This window comes from Paraburkholderia sp. CI3, assembly GCF_050436505.1.
Taxonomy (GTDB): Bacteria; Pseudomonadota; Gammaproteobacteria; order Burkholderiales; family Burkholderiaceae; genus Paraburkholderia; species Paraburkholderia tuberum.
This window is the reverse complement of sequence record NZ_JBNDMI010000003.1, coordinates 2,646,758-2,660,727: the sequence shown is the minus strand read 5'-3', so window position 1 is coordinate 2,660,727 and position 13,970 is coordinate 2,646,758. Positions and strand designations below refer to the sequence as shown.

Below are 13,970 nucleotides of genomic sequence, written 5' to 3'. Positions count from 1 at the left end.
GCTCGAGCTTGCCAGCCACAGCTTTGCGCCGAATCTACAAGGCTCTGCGGCAGTCATTTCAAGGGAAAACACCAGGCCGTGCGTCACACCGGTCATTGTTGATATATCACATACCATATTTTTAAGACCGTCAAGCAAGGTTATCCCGCAGCGCGGCGGCGACCTCGTTTTGTTTGCCGTTCGCCGCCGTGCGACCTGCGCATCGCTCGAAGTGCGCGCACGCAAAAAAGCCCGCGGTGCTTGCACACGCGGGCTTTTCGCAATCAGCAGCCAGGCAGCGTCTAGGCCGCCATCAATCGAGGAAATCGCAATTGGCTTCGACGAACGCCGCGAGATCGAGCGAATGCTGGCGCGTGAGCCGCTCGGCGAGTTCGGTATCGCGCTTTTCGAGCGCCTCGATGATGCGCAGATGATCGACGATGGAGCGCGCGGCCCGGTCGCTCTGCGAGATGGTCATGCGCCGGATCGCGCGCACGTGGATGAAGATGTTCTTGATCGTGTCGAGAATGATCTGCGACTTCGACAGCTCGACGATCGCCTGATGAAACGCGATGTTCGCGTCCGAATACTCGGCGATATGCTCGGCCGGCGTCGTGTCGCGGAAATTGTCGAACATATGGCGCAAGCGGCCGATTTCCTCGTCGGTCGCATGCAGCGTGGCGAGCCGCGCGGCCATGCTTTCGAGCGCGGCCCACATCTGGATCATCTCGACGATTTCGCGTTTGCTCTTGCGCACGATGTAGATGCCACGCCGCGGCACCATGCGCAGGAAGCCTTCCTGCTCGAGCAGCGTCATCGCTTCGCGCACCGGCGTGCGGCTCACGCCGAGCGATTCGCTGAGCACGCGCTCGTCGAGACGGATTTCTTCGCGATTCTGGTAGATATCCGCGTCGGCGATTGCCTGACGCAGCATCGCATAGGCCTGATCGCGCAAGCTCGCACTCGCGCCGATTGGCTGCAACGACAGGGTCAACGGGGTGGCCACTGTTTCAGTTGGAAGTTCTGACGACATTCATCGCCTCTGCTTGAACACGCGCGCGATTCGGCGCCGCCGTTTTGCCGCGCTGCTCGCCCAGACCCACGAAGCGGCCATGTTGCGATGCAGGTGCAGCGACCGATTCGGGAATCCAGTCGGTCAGCAGAACGGTGGCGGCACAGCCCAACCCAACGACGGCCATGGCGAACAGCGCAAGAGGCACGAATTCCACGTGTAACTCCGGATGATTGAGAAGATTGATCCCTCAATCATATGCTGCAACGCCGCATTTTTCAATATTCGGTATGTAGTATATCAATGACTGTTGTTTTTAAGATTACTTTCACGTTAGCACGCCGCGCGCTGCGTGGGTTCGCCCACATCGTTCCCCGCGACGGTTCTCCGTGGCGCTTGGTGTAAACACGCAAAACGCGCGCTATTCGCGCAGCCGCGAGCGATGATCGCGCATTTTCTCCCTCACGCGGATTGTGAATTCCGGGTCGCGTCATTAACCTTCCGGACATTCCCTGCGCGGATCGATCGCGTCGAAAGCCTTGCCCGGGCGGCGCGATCGATTAAAGCACATATCACATTGAAGGAGACTCGATGAGCACCGCCCACCCGCAGGCCACAGTGGCCACTCACCGCAATGCGCGCAGTCAGGCTCGCAAGGCCGCGCTCGGCAGCTTTATCGGCGCCGTGGTCGACTGGTACGACTTCCTGTTGTACGGCATCGTCGCCGCGCTCGTGTTCAACGCTGAGTTCTTCCCGAACGTCGCCCCGGCGATGGGCACGCTTGCCGCGTTCGCGACCTTCGGCGTCGGCTTTCTGTTCCGGCCGCTCGGCGGCTTCGTGTTCGGCCATTACGGCGACCGGCTCGGACGCAAGCGCATGCTCGTGCTCACCGTGATGATGATGGGTCTGTCGACGGCCGCGATCGGTCTGCTGCCGGCGTTCTCGACGATCGGCTGGTTGGCGCCGGTGCTGCTCGTCACGCTGCGCGCAATCCAGGGCTTTGCGGTCGGCGGCGAATGGGGCGGCGCGGCGTTGATGGCCGTCGAAAGCGCGCCCGAGAAAAAGAAGGCCTTCTACAGTAGCGGCGTGCAGGTCGGCTACGGCGTCGGGCTCGTGCTGTCGACGGGACTCGTCGCGCTGATCAGCCGCTCGATGGACAACGCCGCGTTCCTCGGCTGGGGCTGGCGTCTGCCGTTTCTGTTCAGCGTCGTACTGGTGCTGATCGCGCTGTGGATCCGCTCGAGCATGGAGGAATCTCAGGAGTTCGTCGAGAAAGTCGGCCAGCATGGCGAGCGCCGTGTGCGCCTGCCGATCGTCGAAGCGCTGCTGCGCCATCCGAAAGCCTTCCTGCTGATCATCGCGCTGCGGCTCGCCGAGCTGTTCACGATGTACATCGTGACCGCGTTCGCACTGAGCTACTCGACCACGAATCTGCACATGCCGCGCGAGTTTTTCCTGACGATCGGCTTCGTCGTCGGCGCGCTCAGTTGCGTGACGATTCCGTGCTTCGCCTGGCTCGCGGATCGCTTCGGCCGCCGTCGCATCTATATGATCGGCGCGCTGGTCGGCGTGTTCAGCGCGGTGCCGTTCTTCCTCGCGCTCGAAGCGCGTTCGACAGTATGGATCGTCGTGTTCGCGGTGATGCTTGCCAACATCGCGCACGACATGGTCGTCAGCGTCCAGCAGCCGATGTTCACCGAGCTGTTCGGCACCGAGTACCGCTATAGCGGCGCGGGTGTCGGCTATCAGGTGGCGAGCGTGGTCGGCGGCGGATTCACGCCGTTCATCGCGGTCGCGCTGGTCAGCTTCGCGGGCGGCTCGTGGCATCCGGTGGCCGCGTATCTGGCGATCGGCTGTCTGATTTCGGTACTCGTTGCAGCACGCATGAAGACCGGGCGCAAGATCGATTGACACCGGCGGAACTCGCCGTCGATACACGACGGGCCGGCGCGGCGAAGAAGCCGCGCCGGCCCGTTTCTTTTTGTGCCGCGCGTCGTGCGCGGCTCGTTTATTGCTGACTTTGCATAGTGGCTCTAGTCGAAAGTACGGAGCAACCCGCTCGGAGCGTCCCACGATTTGCACGATCGCGTGAAGAATACCCGCGTTTCACCAGGTTCACACCTTATGTCCGCGCGCTTCATATTGCGAAGCCATCGACCACGTCCTATTGTCGAGCCAGGCACGATTTTGGGTACGTGGATCCAGGTCATATGAAATAAAAGTACATATAGCGATGACGCGACGGCGTGCGCAAGTTACACTCCGCCGCCTCAAGGTATATGCACGAAGCGCCGATAAACAGAACAACTGTAAGGAGACCCACTTATGAGTAGCATCAGCGAGCCGGGCGGCCAACGAGGCTCAGCCCCATTTTTTTCCAAACAGGCCACGGTCGCACAGCCCGGCTTTTCGCGCTGGATGGTGCCCCCCGCGGCGCTCGCCGTGCATCTGTGCATCGGTCAGGCCTATGCGTTCTCGGTATTCAACGGACCGCTGACCAAAGTGATCGGCATCATGCAGTCCGCGCCCGATGACTGGTCGCTGACCGCGCTCGGCTGGATCTTTTCGCTCGCGATCGTGTTCCTCGGTTTGTCGGCCGCATTCGCGGGCAAATGGCTCGAACACGTCGGTCCGCGCCGCACCATGTTCACGGCAGCATGCTGTTTCGGCGGCGGGTTCCTGGTGTCCGCGCTCGGCGTCTATCTGCATCAGATCGTGCTGCTATATCTCGGTTACGGCGTGATCGGCGGGATCGGGCTGGGGCTCGGTTATGTGTCGCCGGTGTCGACGCTGATCCGCTGGTTCCCGGACCGCCGCGGCATGGCGACCGGCATGGCGATCATGGGCTTCGGTGGCGGCGCGATGATCGCGGCGCCGTTGTCGGTCGCGCTGATGAACCACTTTCATAGCGCAACGAGCGTGGGCGTCGCGGAGACCTTCGTCGTGCTCGGCATCGTCTACTTCATCTCGATGACGATCGGCGCCCTCGCGATCCGCGTGCCGCCCGCCGACTGGAAGCCGGCCGGCTGGACGCCGTCCGAAGTCACGCAGCACCGGCTGATCTCGCGCAACCACGTGCATATCGATCAGGCGTTGAAAACACCGCAGTTCTATCTGATCTGGTTCGTGCTGTTCCTGAACGTGACGGCCGGGATCGGCGTTCTCGGCCAGGCCTCGGTGATGATCCAGGAGAGCTTCAAGAACACCGTGACGGCGTCCGCTGCGGCCGGCTTCGTCGGATTGCTGTCGCTGTTCAACATGGGTGGACGTTTCGTGTGGTCGTCGGCATCGGACTGGATCGGTCGCAAGAACACCTACGCCATCTTCTTCGTGCTCGGCGCGGTGCTCTACTACTTCGTGCCCAGCTTTGCCGCGAACGGACAGATCGCGCTGTTCGTGCTGACGTACTGCATCATCCTGTCCATGTACGGCGGCGGCTTCGCGACGGTGCCGGCCTATCTCGCCGACATGTTCGGTACGGCATTCGTCGGCGGTATTCATGGACGGCTCCTGACCGCGTGGGCGGCGGCGGGTGTAGCGGGTCCGGTGCTCGTCAATTACATCCGCGCATATGAAGTCGCGAACGGTGTCGCCAAGGCGGACGCGTACACGATGACCGTGCACATCATGGCCGTGCTGCTCGTGATCGGCTTTATCTGCAACCTGCTGGTCAAGCGTGTGGATGAGAAGCACCACATGACCGATGCACAAGTCGCCAAGGGCGCGTGAGGAGATCCGTATGTCGACCGTTCAAACCGTACATCCGACCAACAAGGTGATGCTCGCGGTGTTCTGGGTGTATGTGATGATTCCGCTTGCCTGGGGGGTGATCAATACGCTGACGCAGGCGATGAAGTTGTTCAAGTGATGACCTGATGGGGTGCGCACCCCGGCCTGGTTGAGGGGCGGGGTGCCGATAGCGCGCCCCGCCGCAGTATCCCCCTCACCGCCCCAACCCACTATGCGCGATCTGCTGCTCGACGAACTGCGCAAACAACGCATGCATATGCGTCGTCGGATGCAAATCATCGGCGAACATGTAAGTCTGATCCGCATTGGCGCTCACATAGGTCGCCGGCGAACATAGCAGCGCGGTGTCATCGGGCGTTTTCTTCGGATCGCAGGCCTGCCCCGTATTCGACACGGTAAAACCGTTCGCCTGAAAGCTTCCGATGAGCTGATTCGTCCACGTGTACGAATCGACCTCGATCACCTTCGACTGCAGCCCATCGGTTTGCAACGCGGCGTTCAACGTAGCGTTGAAAAGCTGCGACAACTGCGTGAGGTTCGCGCCACCATCGGCCGAAGCGAGCCCCTTCGGCGACAGCCCGATGTTCGGCAGATTGATCACCACCACATGCGCGCCGCCGTTCTGCACGATCTGCCCGACGAGCTGGGCGAGCGTCGTGGCCGCCGCCTGCACGATCGGCGCCGCGGCGGGCAGGTTGCCGGCGCGGAGCACATCGTTCGCGCCCACCCACACGAGCACGAGCTGATTGGCGTTGAAGCTGCCGTGAGCGCTCAGATAGCTCGACAGTTGCTGATTGACAGGCATTTCGATGTTGCCGATGACGTCGCTCAGATAGTCGTATTGGTTCGCCGGCGTCGCCACCGTCGAGCCGCCTTCCGCATAACCGAGGCCGCTCTGCGCACTCAGCTTATGCGTGAAATCGATCGTGAACGCGGCGCTGAGCGTATCGCCGTAGTATTGCGCGACGTCCTGGGCCCACACCTGGCCGGGATTGGTCGTGAAACGCCCGCCTCCCACCGCGCTCGCGAGCGGCGCATAAGTCCCGACGTCCGACAGGCTGTCGCCGAACGACACGACCTGCAGCTTGACACCACCAGCCGGCTCGGCCGCCGTGCTGCCGCCGCTACTCGACCCACCGCTGCCGTCACCGCCCCCGCCGCAAGCCGAAAGCACCACGATCGACATGGCAAAAACTACAGCGCGGATCTTGTCATTTATGCCTCGCATTTGCTCCTCCTCGCCGGGCGGGCCAGCGGTGTCGAGTGCCTCACGTGCGTGGTCGGTGCCGGATCGGTACCTGACCGCACGCGGCTCTTCAAACAAGCATCGCGTATGCCCAGCGAGGAAATGCGGCCCGCTCAAAGCCTCTCGAACACCACCTCGTGCGCGCCTTCCCACAGCACCTTCGTGCCGAGCTCGCGCAGTTTTTCCTTGCCTTCGACGATCGTCAGAAAATGATTGCCCGCGAGTTGCCCCATCTTGCTCGCGAAGCAGCATGAGCCATATGCGAGGATGATCTCGGTCTCGCTATAGCCGCCCGGATAGAACAGGATGTCGCCGACCGATGGATGGCTCGTGTGATTCTCGAATCCGACCGCGACGCCGTCGTTCTCGAGCTTGAATTCGCCGAGTGGCACCCAGCAGCCCTCACCGCTCCAGCGCACATGGATCAGCTTCTGCCGGTACGGCAGCAGCTTCAGGAACGCGGCCACGGTCTGCGGCGCATCGGGATGGGTTTCGGCGATGAAGGCGTGGCCGCAGGCGGTCATCTTGAGTCGGGTCATGGCACGTTATCCGGTATGTGGGGTTCAAAAGCGGTTCGATTCTGTCGTCCGATGCAAGGTTTCGACAGATACAGTTGTCGGCGCCGCGGTCAGTCCAGTTAGACCACGTCCGATCGCGGGCGGCCGGCCGAACCGCGAAGCCTTGCGCCACGTGCCATGCCAGTTTGCACCGCGCGCCGCCACGAAAGTTCGTAGTTTGCAAGCCGCGCAATGCAAAGCACACTGCGCAAGTGCGTGATTCCTACTGTAGAAAGGCGAGCCGTTACGGCGTGCGCAGGCAAGCATCGGCCGGCGTGCATCTCAAGCGCGCAGCCGGTAGGCGAGCGGCGTCGCACCATAGCCACGCTTGAACTGCACGGAGAAATGACCGGCATTCTCGAAGCCAACTTCGAGCGCGATTTGCAGCACGGTTCGATCCGTGGCGCGCAGCAGCCTCGCCGCTTCCTCGAGCCGCAAGCGCGTCACGAACTGATGCGGCGTCTCCCCGGTCTCGCGGCGAAACACCCGAGCAAAATGAAAACTGCTTAGGCCGGCCTGCTCGGCCAGTTCAGCGATCGCCAGATCTTCGGCGAGATTGGTGCGGATGTACTCGGTCACTCGGCGAATCCGGCGCGGCACCAGCCGTTCGGGCCGCGTCGCGCCGCCGCGTCGCGCGTCGTTGCCGCTCGAATAGTGCTGCAGCAGGTGCGCGGCGAGCGCGTGAGCCAGCGTATCGACATACAGACGCGAATCGGCCGGATCGCGGGCGGCGCGATGCAGCGCGGCAAGCATCGCGGCGATCAGCGGATCGTTGAAGCGCATCGCGTCGCCGAGCGACAGTTCACGCGACGCGTCGAGCCCCATCTGTTGCGCGACGCTGTCGATCAAATCGCGCTCGATGTGCACGTGCAACGTAGACAACGGCTCGTCGCTGATCGAATGCCAGCGCCACGAGATCGGCGTGGGCGGCACGAACCACAGGTCGTTCACGCGCATATCGGCGCTTTCCCAAGCTCCGCCGAGGTTGCGTTCGAGATGCTCGGCGCCGCTCGCGAGCGTCATCAGCGTGAAGTCGCGCAAACCGGGCGCTTCGAGCAGGTCTTGCCGCACCGGCTCGAGATACGAGCGCAGCACCAGATGCCGCCACTCGCGATCCACGCTCGACACGAGTCGCTGGCCGGCCATGTAGCGGTCGTAGGCGAGCGTCGTCGTGAGCTTGGGAATTCGTGCCATCACATCCCCTCGAAGGAGGTGCCGTATGGAAGGAGAAACGCCGCCGTACCCGTATTGCCGGTCCACTGTCAGCGCAAGATCACGAAAATGATAGCAAGGAACCGGCTACCGACATTTCACGAAATCGCTAATCATTGAGGTTGTCGTCTTTCACGCGTTTAGAACGCCGGAGCTACCGTTTCATGGAACATGAATGCGATACGCTGCCGCAATGGCTGACCGGCTCGCCGCAAGGCGAAGCCGGGCACGCGTCGGCAGCACACCCGAGAGCGGCATCCGCCCAACCGGCTTACCCGGCCGGCGCGCGGCACGCCGCGCAATCAGCCCACGCGGCTGAAGCAGTGAAGATGTCTCCCCGCGCCGCGAATGGTGCGGGTCGCAGTGGCTTTCTGACTCTGTTCACCGAGGAAGAAATCGGCACGCCGTCGCCCGCGGCGCGGCGGGCCGCGCCGCTGATCGGTCCGCTTGGACGGTTCGGCAGCGCGCAGGACCGCATGGAGTTCGTGCGTCAGCGCATCAGGCAATTGGGCTTCGACTCGTTCAGCTATACCGCCACGCGCACGTCTTCGCATCACAAGACGATGTTCGTGTTGACGAGCTACGAGTCGCAGGCATGGCTCACGCGCTATTTCCGCGAGCGCTATTTCGAGCTCGATCCGCGCGTCGCGCTCGCGTCGCCGACCGGCATGCCGTTTCTGTGGAATACCGCCGACCTGCGCGCCGATCTGCCGCGCGCGCAGCTGCGCAGCGAGCGGCTCGGCGCGCTGATCGACATGCTGGAGGCGACCGGCCGCAAGAGCGGCATTCTCACGCAGATGCCGCTGCCGGAGCCGGAGCTGAGCGCGAGCCTGTGCTTCAATTCGGAGATCGGCAACCCGCGCTGGATGACCGAATCGATCGTCGCGGAAACGCTGATGTTCGCGCACTCGATTCATGAGTTCATCTGGATGCACGCGAAAAGCGTGATCGGCATCGCGCCCGCGCAGCAGCAGCGCGTCGCGCTCAGCAAGCTGCAGCACGCGGTGCTGAAGGCGGTCGTGCAGGGGCAGCGCGACAAGGAAATCGCGTATTTCCTCGGGCTGTCGCCGCATAACGTCGACTATCATCTGCGGCGCTTGCGACAGCTGTTCAACGTGCGCAACCGCGTACAGTTGATCAATGTCGCGCAGGCGTATCTGTTGTAGTTGTAGTCGGCGTCTGCGCGTATCGATGAAGAGGGCGCGACGGCTTTTCGCTGTCGCGCCCTCTGCTAATCGCGCGGTCTTATCAGCTTTTCAAGCGATAGCCGGTCCTGAAGATCCAGCCGACGATCACGAGGAACACCGCGAGGAACAGCAGTGTCATGCCGAGACTCAGGCCGACGCCGACGTCGCCCAACTCGTAGAAGCTCCAGCGAAATCCGCTGACCAGATAAACGATCGGATTGAACAGCGTGACGGCGCGCCAGAACGGCGGCAGCATGTCCACCGAATAGAAGGCGCCGCCGAGAAACGTGAGCGGCGTGACGATCAGGAGCGGCACCAGTTGCAGCTTCTCGAAGTTGTCCGCCCAGATGCCGATGATGAAGCCGAGCAGACTGAACGTGACGGCCGTCAGCACGAGAAACAGCACCATCCAGAATGGATGCATGATCTGCAACGGCACGAACAGCGCGGCGGTCGCGAGAATGATGAGCCCGAGCAGGATCGACTTGGTGGCCGCCGCGCCCACATAGCTGACGACGATCTCCAGATACGATACGGGCGCCGACAGCAGCTCGTAGATCGTGCCCGTGAAACGCGGGAAGTAAATCCCGAACGACGCGTTCGCGATGCTTTGCGACAGCAGCGACAACATGATCAGACCCGGCACGATGAACGCGCCGTAGCTGATGCCCTCCACTTCCTTGATACGCGAGCCGATCGCCGAGCCGAACACGACGAAGTACAGCGACGTGGAAATCACCGGCGCGATGATACTTTGCATCAGCGTGCGCCACGTGCGCGCCATTTCGAACTTGTAGATCGCGCGCATTGCGTAGATGTTCATGGGTTCCCCCGCAGCAGACTGACGAAAATGTCTTCGAGCGAACTCTGCGTGGTGTGCAGGTCCTTGAAGCGGATACCGGCGTCGTCGAGCGATTTCAGCAGCGCGATGATGTCGGTGCGCCCGCCCTCGCCTTCATAGGTGTAGGTCAGTTCGTTGCCGCCGTTCGCGACCGCGAGCCCGTAGCCGGCGAGCGAAGCCGGCACCGTGTCGAGGGGGCTCTCCAGTTGCAGCGTCAACTGCTTCGTGCCGAGCTTGCGCATCAGCTCGGTCTTCTCTTCGACCAGCATGATTTCGCCCGCGTTGATAACGCCGATGCGGTCGGCCATCTCCTCGGCTTCGTCGATGTAATGCGTGGTCAGGATGATCGTCACGCCGCTCGCCGCGAGCGAGCGCACGAGCTTCCACATGTCGCGCCGCAGCTCGACGTCGACGCCGGCGGTCGGCTCGTCGAGAAACAGCACGCGCGGCTCGTGCGACAGCGCCTTCGCGATCAACACGCGCCGCTTCATGCCACCCGACAGCGTGATGATCTTGTTGTCGCGCTTCTCCCAGAGCGACAGGTCGCGCAGCACTTTCTCGATGTAAGCGGGGTTCTTCGGCTTGCCGAACAGGCCGCGGCTGAACGACACGGTGGCCCAGACGGTTTCGAACGCGTCCGTGGTCAACTCCTGCGGCACGAGGCCGATCAGCGAGCGAGCCGCGCGATAGTTGGAGCCGATGTCGTGGCCGTCCACCGTCACGCCGCCTTCGCTCGCGTTGACGATGCCGCAGACGATGCTGATCAGCGTGGTCTTGCCCGCGCCATTCGGCCCGAGCAGCGCGAAGATTTCTCCACGGTGGATCGCCAGATTGATGTTCTTCAGTGCCTGAAAACCGCTGGCATAGGTTTTCGACAGATTCTTGACCGAAACGATTGGCTGCATGGACTCGATGATGGCCGACACCGCTGTTGAATGACAGGAAACGGCGCGAAGGAACGCGCCGCATCCGCAATGTAATGGAAAGTGCGAAAGCGTGCAGCGCACGCGAGCGGACGAACAGATCGTGCGGTTGCGGCGCTACGTGCGCGAAAAGGCGGTGGCGCTCGGGCTGTCGGCTCGTCGGGCGTGGGCCCCGGGTCGGTCCGCACGCTTTGTTGCGCGGCTCGCCGGTCAAACAGGTGCTGCGACGACTCAGACCTCAGGGCTGCGCACAGACAAAACTACTCGCCAGATTTACATTGCCTCGGCCGAGATAGCGCGGAAACCCGGGATAGCGGCACAGCGGCCGCGAGCGTCCATTCGTCGCCGCGGCGAGATCTGTGGCCATCAGCGTTTCGGGCGCGACGCCGCGCGTGACCCACGCGTCGAGCGCGCCGAGCAGATCGACCGATGGAATGAACACGCCGTTGCCATGCTGAAACCCCGGCACCATGTACAGCCGCATGAAGCGATCGACCTCGTCCTTGCCGAAACGCGCGACTAGCGCGTCGTGATATGCGATCGTCTGGTTCGGGCTGATCACTTCGTCGGCGAGACCCTGCAGCGTGATCAGCTTGCCGCCATGCGCGATGTAACGCGACAGGTCGGGGTTCATCGCGCCGATCGTGGCCGACAGCGCGATCAGTTGCGCGCGATATTTGCCGGGGCGTTGCGGATCGAACGTCAACGAATCGAAGTCCGCATCGCGCGCGACGAAGTAGCGCAGATAGCCGTCGCCTTGCGCGAACAGATAACCGTTCGCATAGAACGTCGGCACCGGTTGACGCCGCGGCTGATGCGCGAGCCCGAGCGCGCCGGTCAGTTGCGTGCCTTGGAACACGTTGTAGCCGCGATAGCCGCTCACGTCCCACGCGAGCCGAAACGGTAGCGACAGCCCGTCGCGCATCGCCAGCAAGGTGGCCAGTTGTGCGTCGGTCAGACACGCATCGTCAGATGAAAGGCGCAGCGCGCAACGCAGCGAATCGACAATTTGCGCTTCGTGCGCGCGACATGCTTCGACGTCGCTGACGATGCCGTCCGCCATGCCGTCGAGCCGGTCGCATACCTCGAGCGTGCGTTGATAGACGCGTTCGAGCAGCGCCGGCGGCACGAAGCCGCCCGGCGTACCGTACTCGGCCTGGCCGAGCTTCACGCCGATCAGCCGCACGCCGGAAAAATTCAGCGCGGGCGCATTGGCGATCACGCCGTCGTAGTCGTCGGGGAAGCGCTGCATCACCGTGTAGCCTTCGCGGCCCCCCGTCGAGCCGCCGGCAAAATACATGCGCTGCGGCGGCCTGCCGTACGCGTGCGCGATCAACGCGAGCGCGACGTCATGGGTTTTCTTCAGATGCGCGTAGCCGAAGTTCGTCACCGCTTCATCGACGAGACCAAACTCCGCGAGCGACGAATCGCCGACATGCCCCGAGTCGTCACCGAACGTCGCGTAACCTTGCGCGAGCGGCGCGCGATCCGGCCAGAACGGCATCACGCCGGTGCCGCTGACAACCACGCCGTTGTACCCGCCGCCGCCGATCTGCAACGCACGGCCATTCCAGCGACTCGGCAGATTCAGATCGAAGCGGATGTCGGGCGTTGTCCGATTCAGCGCCTCGATGCGGCCCGTGATGCGGCAATACTCGCCGCCTTGCTGATTGCCCGGCGCGGTCGCACCGATCATCGCCGCGCTTTCGATCAGCGCGCCGGCCGTCGGCATCTCGATCAATTCGGGCGACAGCACCGCGCCCGCGAACTCCGCGCAGTGCATCGCGAACGGTGTCTCTTTGGCCTGCGCGGCCGTGCGATGCATCGCGAGCCACGCGAGCACGACGACGCTCATCACGGTTGCGAGTCCAACGAGCTTGCGCGTCGTGCGCATCGTGGTCGTGATGCGCCCGCGGCGCTCGCGTCGTGTCATCCGCAACCCGCGCCATTCGCCTGTGCGCCCGACTGCTGCCTTTTCCAGCCGCTCCAGCCGCGCGCGATCATCAGCAGCGCGCCGATCGCCGCGAAGTCGCCGCCGAGCCCGACCAGCACCGCGCGAAAGCCGTGAAACGTGTGCGGTGTCGCCGTGTCGATGATCAACGACACCAGCGTGCCGGTGACGAAGCACACGAGTCCGGTGCGCCCCACCGTCACGACGGCGGGCAGCCGCCTCGCTAGCCACGCGATACTGCCCATCCGCACGAACTGGGCGGCGAGCCACGCGATGACGATGAAATTGATCACACGTTCCACTGAAAGATTCTGCTTGTGCGTGCCGGACAAAGGCTGCGTCAGCACGAAAAGTTTGACCATCGCGAAGCCAAGCACCGCGACCACCGCGACGCGCGTGAGCCACTGCCCGGCATAGCTCGCATGAAAACGTTCGCTGATCGGCTGCATGCGGCACAGCATACCGAGCACGAACATCAGTTGCCACGCAAACGGATTAAAAGCCCAGTCGGCGACAGCGTCAATGCTGAATAACGCGGCGAGAGGCCGCGCGACGGCCCACACCGCGACGCTCACCGCGAGCGCGAGCGATGCAGAGCGGCGCGCGAGCGGCACCATCACGGGCACGCATAGCGCGAACAGCACGTACATCGGCAGCACGCTGGACAGATACGGTTGCCGGCGCAACAGCGCGATATCGAATGCCTGACGCCATGGCTGCAACGCGAACGGCGGCCAGCCGGTCATTTCTACCATCGGCCGATTCAGATCGAGCAGCGCGAGAATCGCGCCGGACACGAGCGTCAGCATCGCCGTCAACAGATACGCGCGATAGATCTCCCCGCAGCGTTTGAGGAAGCGCAGCTGCGCCGCGTGTTCGCCGCGATGCGCAAGCACCGCCGTATACGCCGCCGCCGATGCATAGCCGCCGAGAAACACGAACACCTCGGCCGAATCGCACAACGCGTACGCGTGCAGCATCAGATGCGATAGCGTGCTGCCGGGAATGTGATCGAGCACGATGACGATCAGCACGATACCGCGAAAAAAATCGACTTCGACCGATCGTCCACGGCCACGGCCTGGGGTTTCCATTCGTCTTCTCGAAGAATGCGCGCTGGCGGCACGCAAGAACGTCAATGGCCACGCATCAGCGTGCCAACCTGTGCGAACGACAAAAGACCCGATCGTTCAATGCATCACCTATGACGCAGGCGAAGGCGCTGACGATCCGCCTCTAATGTTCGCTTTCACAACGGCTTTCTGAAATGGAGTCGTTGGCGACTGGTAATACTCGGCGCGTCTTTAGCGAA

Annotated in this window: 13 protein-coding genes; 4 read left to right on the top strand and 9 right to left on the bottom strand. The window is 62.9% G+C overall.

Annotated features, from left to right (window positions below):
* Positions 1 to 292: 292 nt before the first annotated feature.
* Positions 293 to 1,012 (bottom strand): GntR family transcriptional regulator, encoded by a 720-nt coding sequence (locus OKW29_RS20885; RefSeq protein WP_013091210.1) that lies wholly within the window; start codon positions 1,010 to 1,012, stop codon positions 293 to 295.
* Entirely contained in the window at positions 990 to 1,208 is a 219-nt protein-coding gene (locus OKW29_RS20880; protein WP_184010619.1) for a hypothetical protein, read from the bottom strand. The genes OKW29_RS20885 and OKW29_RS20880 overlap by 23 nt, the downstream gene beginning before the upstream one ends.
* A gap of 374 nt (positions 1,209 to 1,582) precedes the next feature.
* On the opposite strand from OKW29_RS20880, the gene shiA reads away from it, so the two are divergent.
* From shiA to OKW29_RS20865, 3 genes are all read left to right on the top strand, one after another.
* Complete coding sequence (gene shiA / locus OKW29_RS20875) at positions 1,583 to 2,902, top strand: shikimate transporter (protein WP_429292370.1); 1,320 nt, start codon at positions 1,583 to 1,585, stop codon at positions 2,900 to 2,902.
* Between the two features lie 414 nt (positions 2,903 to 3,316).
* Positions 3,317 to 4,720, top strand: a complete 1,404-nt coding sequence (locus OKW29_RS20870; RefSeq protein WP_429292369.1) for an L-lactate MFS transporter — start codon at positions 3,317 to 3,319, stop codon at positions 4,718 to 4,720.
* Positions 4,721 to 4,730: 10 nt separating this feature from the next.
* On the top strand, positions 4,731 to 4,859 hold the full coding sequence (locus OKW29_RS20865) for an MFS transporter small subunit (protein WP_090809263.1): 129 nt from the start codon (positions 4,731 to 4,733) through the stop codon (positions 4,857 to 4,859).
* Positions 4,860 to 4,934: 75 nt separating this feature from the next.
* Here OKW29_RS20865 and OKW29_RS20860 read toward each other — a convergent pair whose 3' ends face one another.
* From OKW29_RS20860 to OKW29_RS20850, 3 genes are all read right to left on the bottom strand, one after another.
* Complete coding sequence (locus OKW29_RS20860; RefSeq protein ID WP_429292368.1) at positions 4,935 to 5,969, bottom strand: SGNH/GDSL hydrolase family protein; 1,035 nt, start codon at positions 5,967 to 5,969, stop codon at positions 4,935 to 4,937.
* A 131-nt stretch (positions 5,970 to 6,100) separates the two neighbouring features.
* The gene (locus OKW29_RS20855) at positions 6,101 to 6,526 is read right to left on the bottom strand and encodes a DUF3830 family protein (protein ID WP_429292367.1); all 426 of its coding nucleotides are present in this window, start codon (positions 6,524 to 6,526) and stop codon (positions 6,101 to 6,103) included.
* 300 nt (positions 6,527 to 6,826) lie between these two features.
* The gene (locus OKW29_RS20850; RefSeq protein ID WP_184060483.1) at positions 6,827 to 7,738 is read right to left on the bottom strand and encodes an AraC family transcriptional regulator; all 912 of its coding nucleotides are present in this window, start codon (positions 7,736 to 7,738) and stop codon (positions 6,827 to 6,829) included.
* 182 nt (positions 7,739 to 7,920) lie between these two features.
* Here OKW29_RS20850 and OKW29_RS20845 point away from each other — a divergent pair, with 182 nt between their 5' ends.
* Entirely contained in the window at positions 7,921 to 8,922 is a 1,002-nt protein-coding gene (locus OKW29_RS20845) for a helix-turn-helix transcriptional regulator (protein WP_184037295.1), read from the top strand.
* A gap of 82 nt (positions 8,923 to 9,004) precedes the next feature.
* Here OKW29_RS20845 and OKW29_RS20840 read toward each other — a convergent pair whose 3' ends face one another.
* The 4 genes from OKW29_RS20840 to OKW29_RS20825 all read right to left on the bottom strand — a co-directional run bounded on the left by OKW29_RS20840 (position 9,005) and on the right by OKW29_RS20825 (position 13,752).
* Complete coding sequence (locus OKW29_RS20840) at positions 9,005 to 9,766, bottom strand: ABC transporter permease (RefSeq protein ID WP_184072573.1); 762 nt, start codon at positions 9,764 to 9,766, stop codon at positions 9,005 to 9,007.
* Positions 9,763 to 10,689, bottom strand: a complete 927-nt coding sequence (locus tag OKW29_RS20835) for an ABC transporter ATP-binding protein (RefSeq protein ID WP_184037299.1) — start codon at positions 10,687 to 10,689, stop codon at positions 9,763 to 9,765. The genes OKW29_RS20840 and OKW29_RS20835 overlap by 4 nt, the downstream gene beginning before the upstream one ends.
* A 256-nt stretch (positions 10,690 to 10,945) precedes the next feature.
* Positions 10,946 to 12,640, bottom strand: coding sequence for a tannase/feruloyl esterase family alpha/beta hydrolase (locus tag OKW29_RS20830; RefSeq protein WP_429292366.1), 1,695 nt, complete (start codon positions 12,638 to 12,640; stop codon positions 10,946 to 10,948).
* Positions 12,637 to 13,752 (bottom strand): OpgC domain-containing protein, encoded by a 1,116-nt coding sequence (locus OKW29_RS20825; RefSeq protein WP_429292365.1) that lies wholly within the window; start codon positions 13,750 to 13,752, stop codon positions 12,637 to 12,639. Before OKW29_RS20825 ends, OKW29_RS20830 begins: the two co-directional genes overlap by 4 nt.
* Positions 13,753 to 13,970: the final 218 nt, after the last annotated feature.